Source organism: Secundilactobacillus pentosiphilus (genome assembly GCF_002217985.1).
Taxonomy (GTDB): domain Bacteria; phylum Bacillota; class Bacilli; order Lactobacillales; family Lactobacillaceae; genus Secundilactobacillus; species Secundilactobacillus pentosiphilus.
In genome coordinates this window covers 1-15,073 of sequence record NZ_BCMI01000008.1, presented here as the reverse complement: position 1 = coordinate 15,073, position 15,073 = coordinate 1, and the positions used below count along the sequence as shown (strand labels likewise).

Genomic DNA, 15,073 nt, shown 5'->3' with positions numbered 1-15,073 from the left:
TTCTTCATTTGATAAATGCTTTAATTCGCGTCAGACTTCTGCATCCGTCGACAGATCATTATACGCCAATCTGGAACTAGGGTAATACCACTTTAGCGACCGATTTCCCCTGACCCGTCGGCTGAACTTGAATCTGATAAGGAATCGTTTCTTGCAGCAGCGACACGTGGCTGATAATGCCGATCATCCGGTTGCTGCTTTCCACGTTCTCTAGGGCCGTCATCGCCGTTGATAGGGACTCTTGATCAAGGGAGCCGAACCCTTCATCAATAAACAGGGCGTCAATACTGATACCGCCGGATTCATTTTGGATGGATTCCCCTAGTGCTAAAGCTAAGCTCAACGCGGCAATGAAGCTTTCACCACCGGAAAGCGTGTGGACGCTGCGGACTTGACCGACGTTGTCATCGTAAACGTCAATTTCTAAGCCGGTATTTTTTTGATAGGCCCCCGCTTCCAAGTGAAGCTGCATTGAATAGCGGCCAGAGCTCAGCTGCTTTAAATGCTGATTAGCGATTGCCAAGATTTCGGCTAATTGGGCCCGTAAAACGTACCGCTCCAAACCGAGTTTGTTTTCGCCGCCGCCCGCAACCGTTTCAACCAACAACTGCAGTTCATTTAAATCAGCTAATTGGGTTGCAACTTGCTGCGTTGCAGCCTTGATTTGTGCCAAAATATCCCCGTTGACGGTCACTTGCTGCTGCTGATCGTCAACTGCCTGCTGGCGCGCGTCCAGCTGTTCGTTGCGCTGACTGAGCTTAGCCTGACTTTGACTGAGATCAACGGGCTGCTTGTCGCCGACTAACTGCTGGTAAGCAGCAACGTCCGCTTTGGCAGCGGTCAGCGCCTGCTGATAATCTTCAATGGCTTGCTTGAGGCCCGCAATCTGGTCTAACTGACCCACCAGCTCAACGAACCGGTCCATCTGATCTGATCCCAGCTGCTCAGTCACGGCTTGGCTCAAAGCAGCCGTCGTTTCAGTTAATTTCTGCTGATTTTCCTGCAGGGACGAATCGACGTTGTTCAGGTTGGCTTGAGTAGTGGCGACAGCTTCCCTGCTGCGTTGCAAAGCCTGAGTATTGGCCTGGACTTGCTGCTGATGCTCAGCAACCTGTTTTTGCTGCTGGTCAAGGTAGTGGTCCAAGGCGGCCAAGTCAGCAAACTGATCAGGGACTTGTTTGCGCGCCTCATCCAGTTTGGTCTGGGTGGTCTGCTGCGCCAGTTTGGCGGTTTGAACCTGCTCCTTTAGCCTTTGAATCTGCTGTTGCAGGTCCTTGATCTCAGCCGTCTTGCGCTGCTGTTTTTCAAAGGCTTGGTCGATGGCCTTTAGCTGGTCATTGACCGTGTTCAGCTGCTGACTGGTTTGCGTTGCTTGTTTTGTCACTTGCGCCAGCAAGTCTTCAACTGAAAGCTCTGCTGACACTTTCAACTGACTTTTTAAGGCTTTTGCCTGTTCCTGAACGGCTTGTTCCTGCTTTTTGTAAGCTGTTAGACTAGTCGTTAAATTAGCTTCAGCCGTTGTCTGCTGGTCTTTTTGCTGTTGCAGGGACCGTTCTGCCTGTTTAATCGTTTGGTTATCCACTAGCTGAGTGGCCGTTGTCACGTGCGGTGCCGGATGGTCGGTACTGCCGCAAACGGGACAGGGTGTTCCCGGTTTCAGCTGACTTGCCAGCACCGCAATTTGGCCGGCTAACCATTGATTTCTCAACTCATCATAATCACGGCTGGCTTGCGCGACTGTCTGCTTGAGCGCGGCCACTGCTGATTGCGCATCGGCAACGACTTGCCGCTGCTGATCCAGCTGACTTTGCTGCGTCAGCAAGTCGCTGATCTGCTGTTTGCTGTTTGCCAAAGTGGCCGAGTCAGTCGTCAGTTTAGCGCTGGTTTTCAGCAACGCCGGCTGCTGGCTGATCTGGTCATTGAGTTGCTTGAGCTGTTCTTGTTGATGCCCTTCATCTTCCTGTAATTGGGCAAGCTTGTCAGCCGTACCGGCATAGGCGGCCGTTTTCTGCTCTAACTGTTCGCTTAACTGGCGCACCTGCTGGTATAACGGCCGCTGCTTGGTCAGCACGGCGATTTCTGATTGGGTATCGGAAATGGCCTGTGCTGCGTCGGCTAACTGTGCCTGTTTGGCTTGTAGCTGGGTTGTGGTTTGGTTTTGATCTTTTAAGTGTTTAGTTAAAGTAACTTTTTGCAATTTCAGTTCTTCAGCCCGTTTTGCCAAGTCTTGCTGCTGCTCGTAAACGTGGCGCTGATCATGCACCCAATTCAAAGTTGCTAACCGTTGCTGCTGTTGCTTGATCTTAGGCTGCTCACGTTGACGCCTTTCCACTTCTGCTTTCTTGGCAGTGAGTGTCTCAATGTTGCGGTTCATCTGTTGGTCAGCTTCAAGCTGATTCTTTAACTGATTAACTTGCTGCTGGGTCGTCTTCAGATCCTGCTTGGCCGTTCGTAACGCCTTTTGATCGGCTTGATGCTGTCCTTCTAACTGCGCCAGGTCGTGTTCCCCGTCTGATTGGGTCCAACGTACGCGCTTCAGCCCACTATCGATCACCGACTGTGCTGACTTGATCTTGTCGCGTTGCTGGTTAAGCTGCTGCTTCAGGGCCGCAGCCCAACGCTGAAATAACTGCGTGCCGAAAACCTTCCTCAGAATGGCTTCCTTTTCACTGCTATCAGACACTAGGAAACGTCTAAACTCCCCCTGCGGTAGCAGAACGATCTGGACGAACTGCTTGCGGCTGATTTGCAAAATGTCAGTCAGCTTCAAGTTGATTTCCTGCATCCGGGTAAGCTCATCGGTCTGGGTCCCGTCTTTAAAAATTTTCAGCTTCCCGCTGCTGGGGTACTCACGGGTACCGGTACCGCGCTTTTTAGCCAAGGTCTGCTTGGGCTGCCGGGTCACTTCGTATTCCAGTCCTTGGTGTTCAAACCTCAACGTCACTTCGGTGGGTTCACTGACCGCGGCAAAGTCTGACCGCAACGCTGAGGGATCCCGGTCGTCGCTGGCACTTTCGCCGTATAAGGCAAAGGTCATGGCGTCAAACAGGGTGGTTTTACCACTGCCAGTCGGTCCAGCGATCAGGAAGATCGACGCATCCTCCAGCTGCGTGAAGTCAATGGTCTGTTTTTCGTAGGGGCCAAAGTTATGCAGTTTAAGTTTTAATGGTTTCATGCTTGCTTACCTTCTTCACTAGCGTCTTTCAGCGCCGCTTTGGCCCACTTTTCCTGCTGCGGGCTTAACGGCTCCTTGGCCACTTCTTCGTAAAAATCGCTCAGTAGCTGCAGCGGCGACTTTTGGCGGATCTGCCGACTGGATTCACCCTGGTAGCGGACTTGAGATTCAAAGCCGTCCGCTCGGCTAAGGGTTACGATGCGCGGAAAGACCTCCCGCAGCCGGGCCATCACGTTGGGGATCGGCTGCCGGTCCGTTAGGGTAACGCCCACGTAATCCTCGTGATCAACCGTGTCGTCATCGGCCGAAGCCATTAAATCGTCAAAGCTGCTGGTCAGCTGCCTGACGTCATGGATCGGTGTAATGGGTTTGAAGGTCAGTGCCACCGGTGTCTGATCCGTATCAACCAGCCAAACGCCTTTTTTTTGAGACGCCTCCGACAGGGAAAATTTAACTGGCGAACCGCTGTAACGCGCCGTGGGTAACTGCAGCGCGTCTTTGCCGTGTAAATGACCCAGCGCCACGTAATCAAAGTCGGCTAACAGCGCCGTCGGTACCGCGGCTAAACCGCCAACCGTTAAATTCGTTTCCGAGTCCGTCGTGGCACTGCCGGCAGCAAAGAAGTGCGCCACTAACAGGTGCTTTTTGGCGGGATCAAAATGCCGCTTCATTTCGGTCACAACCCGTTCGAAGGCCTGATCCAGGTGCTGTAAGGAATCGTCGTTGAAATACTGCTGCGCGTCGAAAGGCTCAAAGTAGGGACAAAGGAAAATTTGGGTATCCGCCAGTTCCACCGGTGTGAACGCCTGCCGCAAAGCCGTGTGCAGGTACAAGTCGGTCGCCTTAAACCAGGGTGTCCCGGTTGCCAGCCGGGTAGCACTGTCGTGGTTTCCCGAAACTGCGTAAATCGGCAGCTGGTCGAGCAAATTCAGTTGCTGCAGCATCTCATTGACCATGGCCACTGAAGCTTCCGCCGGCAGCCGCCGGTCATATAAGTCACCCGCAATGATCACGCCGTCGACTTGTTCTTCCTTAGCGATCCGTTCAATTTGGTTAAAAGCATTCTGCTGTTCATCGGTTAGATCAAAGCCGTGAAGCCGCCGACCAATGTGCCAGTCTGCCGTATGGAGTAATTTCAATATCATCGATCCCCGTTCGTTTAAGTTGTTTTCATTTTAGCAAATTAACGTTGCTGGCGGAAGAGGAAGGGCGAACATATTTTCGATTTAATTTTACCCCCACGCGCCCGTACGCCCCACTTGCCAATTCACCAAAAATAGCCTAATCTTCAGGTAAATTAAAAAGGAGCTGATGGCATGCTGCAGACAACCTATTCTTCGCCGCTGGGTCAACTGATCCTGCTGGCAGATTCAACTGCTTTACTGGGGCTTTGGTACTCGGATCAGGCTCACGTTGGTGCCAAATATCGGTTAGCGACGATCGAGCACGGCACCTCCCCGATTCTTCAGCAGACCAGCCGGTGGTTGGACGCTTACTTCGACGGCCGCAAACCCGCCATCGATCAGCTGCCGGTACACCCGCAAACGACGCCCTTTCGCCAGCAGGTGTACCGGGTACTGACAACGATCCCGTACGGTAGCACCATGACTTACCAGCAGATTGCCGACCAGCTGACGAAGCGCAACGGTCACAAAACGGGCTCAGCCAGAGCAGTCGGCGGCGCCGTAGCCCACAACCCCATCGGCATCATTATTCCCTGCCACCGGGTCGTTGGTGCTAACGGCAGCTTAACGGGCTACGCCGGCGGGCTGGCACGCAAGCGCTACCTGTTAGCTCTGGAAAAAGCATAAAGCAGCTTGATTTCATCATACATTGGTAGATACAAAATGCTTAGAGGCAGTGTTTAGGAGGCTAGAAAAATGATTCAAAAAATTGCAGTTTACTGTGGCGCAGCTACCGGTAATTTACCCGTTTATCAACAAGCTGCGACCGATTTAGGCCACTACCTTGCCGACCATCAATTGGAACTGGTTTATGGCGGCGGCAGCGTCGGACTGATGGCTGTACTCGCCAACGCGGTCATGGAAAACGGCGGCAAAGTCCACGGCGTCATGCCGAAGAACTTAGCGCAGCGCGGCGCTGGTGCCGACAACATCACCGACTTAACGGTGGTCGATAACATGGCGATCCGCAAGCAAAAGATGCTGGAAATGTCTGATGGCAGCATTGCCTTGCCGGGCGGCCCCGGAACTTTAGAGGAAATTACGGAAGCTTACTCCTGGGCTAGGATCGGTGATAACCTGAGTCCCTGTGTTTTCTACAACGTCAACCACTATTACGATCCGCTAAAAACGCTGTTTGACCAAATGGTTCAGCAAGACTTTCTCACCGCTGAACACCGCAGTAAGCTGCTGTTCGCCAATACCCTACCCGCTATTTTTGAGTTTATGAACAACTACGTCCCGCCCATTATCAGAACCAAGTACTAAAAATACTAAAATCACTCAAAGGCTTGCTAATTCAAGATTAGCGAGCCTTTTATTTTAAAAAATGGGGCATTTTAGTTATAATTTTGTCAAAAGGGTCTTGAATCAAGAAAGGAGTGGTCTGCCATGCTTGCCAACCTGCACTACAATACTCAGGTACAAACCGATGTTTCTCAGGGACTGATTGCGTTAGATAAACAAGCCAAATGTCACGTCAGAACAGCGTGTTCACAGCTGATTTGCGTGTTGCTTTTTCTCGCGTCAACGATCGGTGTCGTCAGTGTTCAGCCGTTAGCGTCCATGAGTTATACCGCCGTTAGCATGCAGGAAGTACTGGCAGCACCAGCTGAACAGCTGTTTGTCAGCTTAGCAGTAGGCTCATTTTGCCTGTCCTGGCTGTTTTGGTTTTGGGACCTTAAATACGACTCCCTGGCTTCAAAGTACGAGCAGCTTTACCAGCAGCATACCGAACTGATTAAAGTTTCAGCGCCGTTAACCGAACTCAGCGCTCACTACCACCACCTCATGTCGCTGGCCAGTCACCTCATCATTACGAGTAACGTGGTCGTGCTGGCCTACGCAGCTGGCATCGTTATCTATCATCTTCAACCGTGAATGGTAGCGGTATGAATTCCTGAGCAAGGCGTTCATGCCGCTTTTTAATGGCCGTTGAGCTGTGCTTGCGGGCCAAATGCTTGATTTTGTACCACATATTTGCCATACTCACCGTAAATTCAATCTTTGGAGGTGGGTAATATGCAAGTCGAACACGACATTACCTATGATGAAAATCACCACCTAACACTTGATGCTTATCATGACGGCTCAAAACCATTTTTAGGGCTGATCATTGATATTCACGGCGGGGGCTGGTTCCGTGGTGACAAAAGCAAGGACGCGGACTGGGCAACCCGGTTAGCCGACCTGGGTTACATGGTACTGGTACCGAATTACCGGATGACACCAGCAGTCTACTATCCGGAACCCTTGGCCGATATGGCAGCACTAATGGAATGGATTTCACGGAGCGCTTATAACCAAATGCCCATTGGGGTCGTCGGTTCCTCGGCAGGCGGTAATATGGCAGTGGAAATGGCGATTCGCTACGGCATCCCCGCCGTCTCCCTTTCCGGTATCCTAGACATTGACGACTGGCTGGCAAAACACCAGGACGTGGTAGCGGCGGAAGGCGACACTAGTGGGTTTAACCAGCAGGCCAGCGCCACCATCAACCAGACTGGGGCTAACGATGCCTTCTATAAGTGGTTCGTGATGAACTACTTTGACCAGCGCACCGATGAACTGACCGCGGCAACACCCGTCCACCGGGTAACCAGCCAAACCGGCCGCATGTATTTAGCAAACTCCTTGAACGAATTCGTGCCGACCAGCGGCGTCTTAGCCATGGCGAATGCTTTAACCGACGCTGGCGTTCCCTTCGAACTGAATATGGTCCCTGGAACCCGGCATGCTAAAGGCTACTTAGATGACGTCTTTAATGAAACCGTTGATTTCTTGAAACGGACTGTTCTAATAGAACATCCAGATATGTAGCAAAAAAGTGTGAAGTCTAATCATTGCCGATTAAGCTTCACACTTTTTTTAATTTTACGCGGTCAGCGCCTACCCTAACGCTTCCACGATTGCCGGTTCAATCTTGGCCGGTTTAACAATCGGCGCATACCGGCGGATCAGCTGGCCATCACGGCCAATCAGAAATTTGGTGAAGTTCCACTTGATGCGGCCGTGCCCCGCCGTATCCTTAAGGTAGGTAAACAGCGGGTCCTCACCGTCTCCATTGACCTGCACTTGTTTAGTCATCTGAAAGGTGACACCATAGTGCAGCTGGCAGTAGGCCTCAGTTGCTTCATCCGACGCCAGTTCCTGATGAAACTGGTTTGACGGCAGGCCGAGGACTTCAAAGCCCTGATCATGGTACTTTTGATACAACTTTTCAATGCCTTCAAGCTGTGGCGCCAGGCCGCACTTACTGGCGGTATTAACGATCATGACGACCTTCCCGCGGTAATCGGCAAAGTTGATCTGCTGCCCGCTCATTTCGGTTTCTTTGAAATCATAGATATTGTTCATTCGTGACCCGCCTCCAGTTAGATTGTGTACAATCAATATACTGCTTTTACACCAGCCAAACAAGTAAACCAGCTTAAAAAGCCCGCACGGCTATGGCAGCTGCACGGGCTTTTATTCACTTCGTTTAAATCATTGACGCTTAACTTTCTGAGGCACCGGTAGTGGCATCCGTATCCGTTGGTGTTTCTTCCGGCTTCTTTGGTGCGGCGTCTGCCGCCGGTTCCTCGGAAGCACCGGTTAAGGCATCGTCCTTCACAGGTTCAGGTGCGGCCGGCTTCTCAGCTGACTTAGAAGCTGAGGCGCCGCTAGTCGCATCCGTAGTTGGATCTGAATGTGCTGAAGCCCCGGTAACGGCATCTAAGCCGGTGATTGGTGACATCGGTACGGCATCGGGATCCTTGACCAGCTTTTGACCAGTTGCTGCCAGGTAGTACTTCAGGATCGGCATGATATCGATCACCAATTCGTTCACACCGCGGTAACGGCGGTTTTCGTCACGCATGGCACGGTAGTAGTGCATCACGTGCTGGTTAGGACCGGTTTGTGCCGGCATGGAAACCACGTCGCTTTCGCCGGTCCGCAAAGCGTAAAGCACCTGCTTAACGTGTTCGATCACCCGGTCTGGGTGAACCGCGCTCAGCGGATTACCAACTTGATCAGGCGTTCTTGGGGCCAGCATGTGAGCTGCGTCCGCGTTTTTATTGTAGTAAATGAACTGGTTATTATCGTCAGCAAACGTTAATTCGCCGGCCATGGAGTTCAAGAAGCAGTTCAATTGATCGACCGTTAAGAGACCGCGATCTAACTTAACGTAGTCGCCGCCACTGGCTGCATGGGTCTTCTCCGCAGCCTTTTCAACCCATTCCGGATCGGTCATGTCAACGTCTTCAACGGTGGTGTTCACGGGGTGCTTAGAATCCATATCTTCTTCGTGAGCATTCTTTGGATCTGGCGCATCCATCATTTCAATCACCTTCATAAACGTTAAGAACTTCTTCATGACTAATTCAAGAAAACCAACCGTCCGCGAATCCTTCAGGTTGCCATCGTCGTCAAAGGCTTCCTTGGCGTTGCTGAGTAAAAATTCGTTGCCCGGCATGACAAAGGCGTTGACCCCTGGGGATTCCAAGATCTGCTTCAAGTGCAGCTGTGCCCGCGAAGAACCCTGGGTATGGTAGGAAGCCCCCACGATCCAGACCGCCTTGCCGTTTAACGGGTGAACGTTATTGGACAGCCATTCGATCACGTTCTTCATGGCGGCCGGTACGGTGTGGTTATGTTCCGGTGTGGCTAAGATCACACCGTTGGCGCCAGAAATCTTACGTGCCAGTTCATGAACCACCGGGTTGTCATTGTGATCTTCGTCTTCGTTAAACACGGGGACGTCATTGATATTTAAGATCTCAATGTCGACTGATTTTTTAAAGTGGTCACGGATAAATTCCAGTAACATCCGATTATATGATTGTTCGCCGATCGAACCGGCGATCCCAACTAATTTAACCATTATTTATCATCTCCTGTAGTACCGTTATCCCAAGTGAAGGTAGCTGCATCTTGCTCGTGCAGTTTCTTCGAGTTAACCAGCTGTTCTGTCAAATCAACAAATTCCAAAAAGTCCTTAAACAAACCATCGAGCTTTTGGGATTCCTCGGCTGACTTCAAATCGCCGTTGTCATCAAAGGCTTGTAAAGCATGCCCCAGCAAAAATTCGGAACTCGGCAGCACCGTGGCCTTGAGTTCGGGTGAATCCAAGATTTGTCGCAACTGAGCCTGTGCTCTGGAAGCCCCCAGCGTCCCGTACGAAGTACCGACGATCATCACCGGTTTATCCATTAATGGATGGATCCCGTATGACAGCCAAGCTAGTGCACTAGATAACAATGCTGGAACGGAATGATCATATTCTGGTGTTCCAATGATCACCCCGTCTGAGGCATCGATCTTTTCAGCAATGTCTTTAGCTTGCTGCGGAATGAATACCTCCTCGGTCTTCTTAAAAATCGGCAGCCCCTTCAATTCAACAACGTCGATTTCGGCGTCGTCCGCGTAGCGCTTTTTCATATACTTAAGTAACTTACGGTTAGTTGATTTAGCGGTGTTGGTACCGACCAGTGCCACAAACTTCTTCATATGTCATTCACCCTTTCTAACGGCCTCTTCAGGACTAGTTACAGGAATTAAACGTGCCGGTGCATCTCATCATAGAGACCATTGTGAAAAATGTACATGAGAATTTAGTCCCGTATTTACCTATTATAATAACACGAAATGCGCCAGACCTTAATCAAAATAATTCTTTTTTCCAAAATGTAATATATATTTTTGGAATGACCGTATACCACAATACTATCAATTATTTCTTCTCATTCAGCCTGCCCGCTTAAACTTTTACTTGCTTTACCCGTCGAAACGACCTATACTCAATAAGTCGTTTTGACCTATGGAGGGTTTTATGTACGAATTACTGCTTTTAGGCATGCTCATGTCCCGCGACATGTCTGGTTATAAGTTAAGGGACGTTTTAGGCAGTGCGCTGGTCCCCCAGCGTAAAATTTCCAACGGTGTCATCTACCCGCTGCTTTCAAAACTGGAGGCTAACGGCGACATCGTCTTCATCGAGGATTCACAGGACCCGCGCAATAAGAAACTGGCGCACATCACGGCTGCCGGCGAGGCTCACTTCTATGAGCTCATGAAACAGCCCGTAGCTGACGGTGCCCGCAGCGAATCCATTTACCGCTTCAAGTTCCGGGGGCTGTTCGCCGTTGAACTGACTCAGCAAAAAAGGATCCTGCAAGACTATGCCAATAAAGTTCAAGAAGACCTCAACATCTACCGCGGGGTTCACGAGCACTTATTAACGTTATTAGCGGATCATAGTCTAAACATCGAGGCTTTGAAGGCCGGTATTCGTTCCATCGATCTCAGCGTGGCCATTAGTCAGACGAAACTGGACTGGGTCACGCAGTATTTATTCGAAATTTTAAATGAGGAGCATCACAATGAAGCAAAAAACTAGCGTCAAACAGTGGATCGCCTTAGCAGCCATGGGACTGGGCGTCTTCATGGGGCTGCTGGACGTCACCGTCGTCAACGTCGCGCTGCCGACCATGGTACGCGACTTCAACACCACCTTTACCGATTTACAGTGGGTCCTAAACGCCTACACCCTGGTCTACGCGGTAACCCTAATGATCATGTCGAAGTTAGGTGACATGTACGGCCGGAAGAAAATTTTCCTGGGTTCCCTGGTCCTGTTCGTTTTGGCTTCAGCCGTCAACGGGATGGCGGCCAGCCTCCTGATCTTAGACATCGGCCGTGGCGTTCAAGCCATCGGCGGTGCTGGAATGATGTCTTTGTCAATGGCTTTGGTCGCCTCAAACTTTGAAGGAAAAGACCGCGGCCTGGCGCTGGGCATCCTGGGTTCCATCATCGGGGTCTCTTCTGCTTCAGGTCCGCTGATCGGCGGTTACTTAGTTGAACATTTCAGCTGGCCGGCAATCTTCTACGTCAACGTGCCGTTTGGAATCCTGGCGGTTATTTTAACCGTGATCTACGTTCAAGAAACGCCCAGCTACGGTAAGAACCAAAAAGTTGACCTGCTGGGAATGCTGCTGTCAGCGGCTGGCTTATTCGCCATTATTTACGGCCTGATCGTCAAAGAAGGCCACCCGCACTGGACCTGGACCGACGTTCGGGTCAGCGGCTGGCTGCTTGGCGGCGCCATCTTCTTGATCCTGTTTATTTTTGCCGAGACAAAGATGAAGGATCCGATGGTCAACTTAAAACTGTTTAAGAAACCGCATTTCATCGGCGTCGTGGTCGTCGCCTTCACGTTGGGAGCCGGCTTCTACGCTTACAACACCTTCTTGACCGCTTTAATGCAAAATTACATCGGTTACTCCGCCACTCAAACCGGGCTGCGTCAGCTGACCATCAGTGTTTGGTCGCTAGTTCTGGGGCCCATCGTGGGTATCCTCAGTGCCCGTTATTCCAAAAAGTGGATGATCAGCATCAGCATGTTCATTGGAGCGATCGGCTTTTGGCTGATGGCGCGGGCCATTAGTCCCACCGTTAGCTTCGTTGACCTGTGGCCGGGAATGGTCGGCATGGGGATCGCTAACGGGATGGTCAATCCCCTGTTAAACACCGCCGGCATGGAAGGCATTCAAGCCAACGAAATGGGCATGGCTTCTGGTTTGCTGAACGTGTTCCGGCAACTGGGCACCACCATTGGTGTCGTGGGCTTAGGCCTGATCCAGGATAACCAGTACGAGAGCTATCTCAACGGCCACCTGGCTTCGGTCCGCATGCCCGCCCCAGCTCTCAGCGGTTTGAAAAAAGCCCTGATCGATGCCGGCCCGTTTTCCGGTCACGGGATCGCCTTTTCGAACCGGTTGAGCCACGCACCGTTTGCGCACGCTTTCCAGCAGATCGTCATCAAGGCTTATGATAACGGCATGGCCACTGTTGCAATCACCGCGGCCGTCATTGCCGTCATCGGCGGTATTGCTGCGGCACTCCTGCTGCAGCGCAACCCCAAGTCCGCTGACGTCACTATTAAAGATCAAGATTAAACAATTAAAAAGGATTTGACCAGCGACATACCGCTGATCAAATCCTTTTAATTTACATCCTAGGTTTTACTGATTGCCCGCACGATCAACGCTTCAATCAGCTGCAGATCAGCGTCTTCATCCGCCTTCGCGTCAGGCATCAGCACCTGCCGCTGAATAAAGTAGCTGAGCAGTTGTCCCGCAATGGTTCGCAGTACGGCGGCCGGTGGTAAATCGTCCCGCAGGCTGCCGCTTTTCTGAAGTGTGCCGTAAATGGCGTTGATGAACATCGGCGCCGTTTCAGCCATGAATTTCTGAAACATGGCCCGCGTGTCAGCGTTCGTCATGACTTGCGTAAGAAAAATCAGTGCCACTTCCCGGTTCTTGATCAAAAACTCGTAGCGGTCCCGCACCAGAAAGTGGACGGTTTCCTGCAGGGTGGCCATCGCCGGGATCTCAGCTAAAAAGTCCTCGCGATATTCCGGCAGTAAGTGATTGATCATCGGCTTTAAAATCGCCGCTAACAGGTCATTCTTGGTCTTAAAATACTTAAAAATCGTGGCTTGGCTGATGCCCGCGTGCTTAGCAATCGCCATGGTTGATGTGCCGTCGTAACCCTGTTTGGAAAAAAGTTCCAACGCTGACAGCATGGCCGCGCGCTTGCCCTTGGGCATTTCCTGTTCAGCCAGCCAGTCGCGGTAGCTGGCAGATATTTCGTCTCGCAAGAAAATCCCCCCTATACTTTACGGTAACGTTTGAGCCCTTCGACGTTTAAAATGGTGAGCACGACCAGGAAGATCAGCAGTACGCCAATGTCCAGGCCAAACGACGACAGATTCTTCCCCTGCATCATGATCCCGGTGACGGCATCACCGGAGTACTTGATGGGGATAATGTAGGAAATATCCTTGATCCAGCTGGCCATGGCATCCATTGGGATGATCCCGGAGAAGAAGATCTGTGGAATAATCACCACCGGAATGAACTGCACCATTTGAAACTCGGAGTTGGCAAAAGTCGACAGCAGGATGCCAAATGCCAGCGCGACTAACGCTAGGATCAGGTTAATGACAATGATGTTGAAGACACTGCCGACCACTTCCACGCCCAGCAGCCAGATGGTGGCCATGACGATCAAAATCGTTTGAAAAATCGCCAGGATCCCGTAACTGGCCATGTAGCCGAAGACGATCTCATAGCGTTTCACCGGCGTTGCCAGCAGCCGTGACAGCGTCCCGCTGGTTCGTTCCTTTAAAAGGGCCATCCCAGAAATCAAGAAGACAAAGAAGAACACGAAGAAGCCCATTAATATAGGTAACATTTTATCAAAGAACCCGGTATTCGCGTCACCGTATACGTAGTGGTTGGTAATTTGTGGCGCCGCCGCTTGTTTTTGCTTCGGCAGTTGACTTCGCAACTGTTTTTGGACCGGCGCCGGCAAGGTCTTCTGCAGTTTGCCGATAGTTTTATGTGCCGTCCCTAGCTGCGACTTCATCTGGCTGATGTTCGTCTGGGTCAGCGCGCTTCTAAACGCCATTTTGACTGCCGACGTCTTACTGGAATCCGTATTCGCATAAGTCAGGCTATAATTCGAACCCGTTTTGTGAATGATTGCATCGATTTTATCAGCCTTCAGCGCTTTTTTAGCGGTGGCTTGACTGGCATAGTGATGCACGTTGACGTGTTTTACCTGATTTAAGTTCGTGGAAACGCTGGTGGTCACGCCCACCGTACCGACTTCCACGCTAGTCGTGGAGTTGGCTGTAAAAATAACACTCATTAACCAGAGGACTAGGATCGGCGCCAAGAACAGCAGCGCCAGTGACCGCTTGTCTCGCAGCATTTCGGTCAGCACCCGTTTCATAATCGCAAAAGTTCTCATTTAAATTCACCTTCTGCCTTCAAAAAGACGTTTTCAATCGAATCAACCTGATACTGGGCTTTCAGCGCGGCCGGTTCATCAAAGGCGATCACCTTGCCGCCCAATAATAACGCGACTTTGTCCGTCAATTCAGCCTCCTCCATCACGTGGGTGGTGATCAGGATGCTGCGGCCCTCGTCACGAATGGCATCCAGTTCCTGCCAGATCTGCCGGCGCAGCGCCGGGTCGATGCCCACGGTGGGTTCGTCCAACACCAGCAGTTCGGGACTGCCCAAAAGCGCGATCGACAGCGACAAACGCCGCATCATGCCGCCGGAATAGCCGCTGACGCGTTTATCCAAATCGTCCTGCAGATCGACTACGTGAGAAACGTGATCAATGGACTCTCTCAACGCCGCTTTTTTGAGGCCCTTCATCTGAGCAAAAAACTTGAGGTTCTCCCGCCCGGTCAACGACTCATACAGGGCATCCGTTTGCGCCATGTACCCGATTCGTGATAATAACGGGCGTTTCGGCATGACTTGACCAAAAACCGTGGCCGTGCCGCCATCCGTCACTTCCATCCCTAACGCTGTTTTGATTACCGTTGATTTCCCGGCACCCGATGGCCCGATCAGACCGACGATCTGTTGGGGCATCACCGCTAAATTAACGTCCTTTAAAACGGTCTGTTTGCCAAATTTCTTAACTAAGTGTTCCAAATCAATGATTCCATCCGCCATTTTAACCCCTCCGTTCATGGGTAAGTAATTGATTACTCACTAGTGAGTATAGACTCACCTTCGCAAAATTTCAAGAAAAAAAGAGCTTCGATTAAATGACGTGTACCCCCAAAGTTGGAAACAACTTTGGGGGTATTTCTATGACTAAAATTTCCTGGGATACTAAAATTATAGCTATTAAAGCATATTTAACAGGG

The 15,073-nt window shown here is 51.1% G+C and carries 14 protein-coding genes; 6 read left to right on the top strand and 8 right to left on the bottom strand.

The genetic code is table 11. The features are described from left to right. Nucleotides 1–76: 76 nt before the first annotated feature. Complete coding sequence (locus CES81_RS05335; protein ID WP_089120976.1) at nucleotides 77–3,175, bottom strand: AAA family ATPase; 3,099 nt, start codon at nucleotides 3,173–3,175, stop codon at nucleotides 77–79. Beyond that, entirely contained in the window at nucleotides 3,172–4,314 is a 1,143-nt protein-coding gene (locus CES81_RS05330; RefSeq protein WP_089120975.1) for an exonuclease SbcCD subunit D, read from the bottom strand. The genes CES81_RS05335 and CES81_RS05330 overlap by 4 nt, the downstream gene beginning before the upstream one ends. A gap of 177 nt (nucleotides 4,315–4,491) precedes the next feature. Between CES81_RS05330 and CES81_RS05325 the strand changes: the two genes are divergently transcribed. From CES81_RS05325 to CES81_RS05310, 4 genes are all read left to right on the top strand, one after another. Then, a complete protein-coding gene (locus CES81_RS05325) occupies nucleotides 4,492–4,986 on the top strand; it encodes a methylated-DNA--[protein]-cysteine S-methyltransferase (RefSeq protein WP_089120974.1) in 495 nt (164 codons plus the stop codon). 72 nt (nucleotides 4,987–5,058) lie between these two features. Next, nucleotides 5,059–5,625: an LOG family protein gene (locus CES81_RS05320; protein WP_089121023.1), complete on the top strand. Its 567-nt coding sequence runs from the start codon at nucleotides 5,059–5,061 to the stop codon at nucleotides 5,623–5,625. A gap of 123 nt (nucleotides 5,626–5,748) precedes the next feature. Next, nucleotides 5,749–6,237 (top strand): hypothetical protein, encoded by a 489-nt coding sequence (locus CES81_RS05315; RefSeq protein WP_089120973.1) that lies wholly within the window; start codon nucleotides 5,749–5,751, stop codon nucleotides 6,235–6,237. A gap of 132 nt (nucleotides 6,238–6,369) precedes the next feature. Next, a complete protein-coding gene (locus tag CES81_RS05310; protein ID WP_089121022.1) occupies nucleotides 6,370–7,176 on the top strand; it encodes an alpha/beta hydrolase in 807 nt (268 codons plus the stop codon). 69 nt (nucleotides 7,177–7,245) lie between these two features. Here the strand turns inward: CES81_RS05310 and CES81_RS05305 are convergent, their stop codons facing one another. The 3 genes from CES81_RS05305 to CES81_RS05295 all read right to left on the bottom strand — a co-directional run bounded on the left by CES81_RS05305 (nucleotide 7,246) and on the right by CES81_RS05295 (nucleotide 9,846). Further along, nucleotides 7,246–7,713, bottom strand: a complete 468-nt coding sequence (locus CES81_RS05305) for a glutathione peroxidase (RefSeq protein ID WP_089120972.1) — start codon at nucleotides 7,711–7,713, stop codon at nucleotides 7,246–7,248. Nucleotides 7,714–7,852: 139 nt separating this feature from the next. After that, complete coding sequence (locus CES81_RS05300; protein ID WP_089120971.1) at nucleotides 7,853–9,220, bottom strand: NADPH-dependent oxidoreductase; 1,368 nt, start codon at nucleotides 9,218–9,220, stop codon at nucleotides 7,853–7,855. Beyond that, entirely contained in the window at nucleotides 9,220–9,846 is a 627-nt protein-coding gene (locus CES81_RS05295; RefSeq protein WP_089120970.1) for an NADPH-dependent FMN reductase, read from the bottom strand. Before CES81_RS05295 ends, CES81_RS05300 begins: the two co-directional genes overlap by 1 nt. A gap of 322 nt (nucleotides 9,847–10,168) precedes the next feature. On the opposite strand from CES81_RS05295, the gene CES81_RS05290 reads away from it, so the two are divergent. After that, nucleotides 10,169–10,735: a PadR family transcriptional regulator gene (locus CES81_RS05290; protein WP_089120969.1), complete on the top strand. Its 567-nt coding sequence runs from the start codon at nucleotides 10,169–10,171 to the stop codon at nucleotides 10,733–10,735. Next, on the top strand, nucleotides 10,704–12,293 hold the full coding sequence (locus CES81_RS05285) for an MFS transporter (protein WP_439951275.1): 1,590 nt from the start codon (nucleotides 10,704–10,706) through the stop codon (nucleotides 12,291–12,293). The genes CES81_RS05290 and CES81_RS05285 overlap by 32 nt, the downstream gene beginning before the upstream one ends. 59 nt (nucleotides 12,294–12,352) lie before the next feature. Here CES81_RS05285 and CES81_RS05280 read toward each other — a convergent pair whose 3' ends face one another. The 3 genes from CES81_RS05280 to CES81_RS05270 are packed head-to-tail and all read right to left on the bottom strand — an operon-like array spanning nucleotide 12,353 to nucleotide 14,876. Next, nucleotides 12,353–12,997 (bottom strand): TetR/AcrR family transcriptional regulator, encoded by a 645-nt coding sequence (locus CES81_RS05280; protein WP_225356350.1) that lies wholly within the window; start codon nucleotides 12,995–12,997, stop codon nucleotides 12,353–12,355. Nucleotides 12,998–13,008: 11 nt separating this feature from the next. Next, nucleotides 13,009–14,154: an ABC transporter permease gene (locus tag CES81_RS05275; RefSeq protein WP_089120967.1), complete on the bottom strand. Its 1,146-nt coding sequence runs from the start codon at nucleotides 14,152–14,154 to the stop codon at nucleotides 13,009–13,011. Next, nucleotides 14,151–14,876: an ABC transporter ATP-binding protein gene (locus tag CES81_RS05270; protein WP_089120966.1), complete on the bottom strand. Its 726-nt coding sequence runs from the start codon at nucleotides 14,874–14,876 to the stop codon at nucleotides 14,151–14,153. Before CES81_RS05270 ends, CES81_RS05275 begins: the two co-directional genes overlap by 4 nt. Nucleotides 14,877–15,073: the final 197 nt, after the last annotated feature.

Excerpts from the sequence above, each read along its gene's own strand:
- CES81_RS05335 (WP_089120976.1), bottom strand. The coding sequence starts at position 3,175 with ATGAAACCATTAAAACTTAAACTGCATAACTTTGGCCCCTACGAAAAA.
- CES81_RS05295 (WP_089120970.1), bottom strand. The coding sequence starts at position 9,846 with ATGAAGAAGTTTGTGGCACTGGTCGGTACCAACACCGCTAAATCAACT.
- CES81_RS05270 (WP_089120966.1), bottom strand. The coding sequence starts at position 14,876 with ATGGCGGATGGAATCATTGATTTGGAACACTTAGTTAAGAAATTTGGC.
- CES81_RS05285 (WP_439951275.1), top strand. The coding sequence starts at position 10,704 with ATGAGGAGCATCACAATGAAGCAAAAAACTAGCGTCAAACAGTGGATC.
- CES81_RS05290 (WP_089120969.1), top strand. The coding sequence starts at position 10,169 with ATGTACGAATTACTGCTTTTAGGCATGCTCATGTCCCGCGACATGTCT.
- CES81_RS05275 (WP_089120967.1), bottom strand. The coding sequence starts at position 14,154 with ATGAGAACTTTTGCGATTATGAAACGGGTGCTGACCGAAATGCTGCGA.
- CES81_RS05305 (WP_089120972.1), bottom strand. The coding sequence starts at position 7,713 with ATGAACAATATCTATGATTTCAAAGAAACCGAAATGAGCGGGCAGCAG.
- CES81_RS05315 (WP_089120973.1), top strand. The coding sequence starts at position 5,749 with ATGCTTGCCAACCTGCACTACAATACTCAGGTACAAACCGATGTTTCT.
- CES81_RS05325 (WP_089120974.1), top strand. The coding sequence starts at position 4,492 with ATGCTGCAGACAACCTATTCTTCGCCGCTGGGTCAACTGATCCTGCTG.
- CES81_RS05300 (WP_089120971.1), bottom strand. The coding sequence starts at position 9,220 with ATGGTTAAATTAGTTGGGATCGCCGGTTCGATCGGCGAACAATCATAT.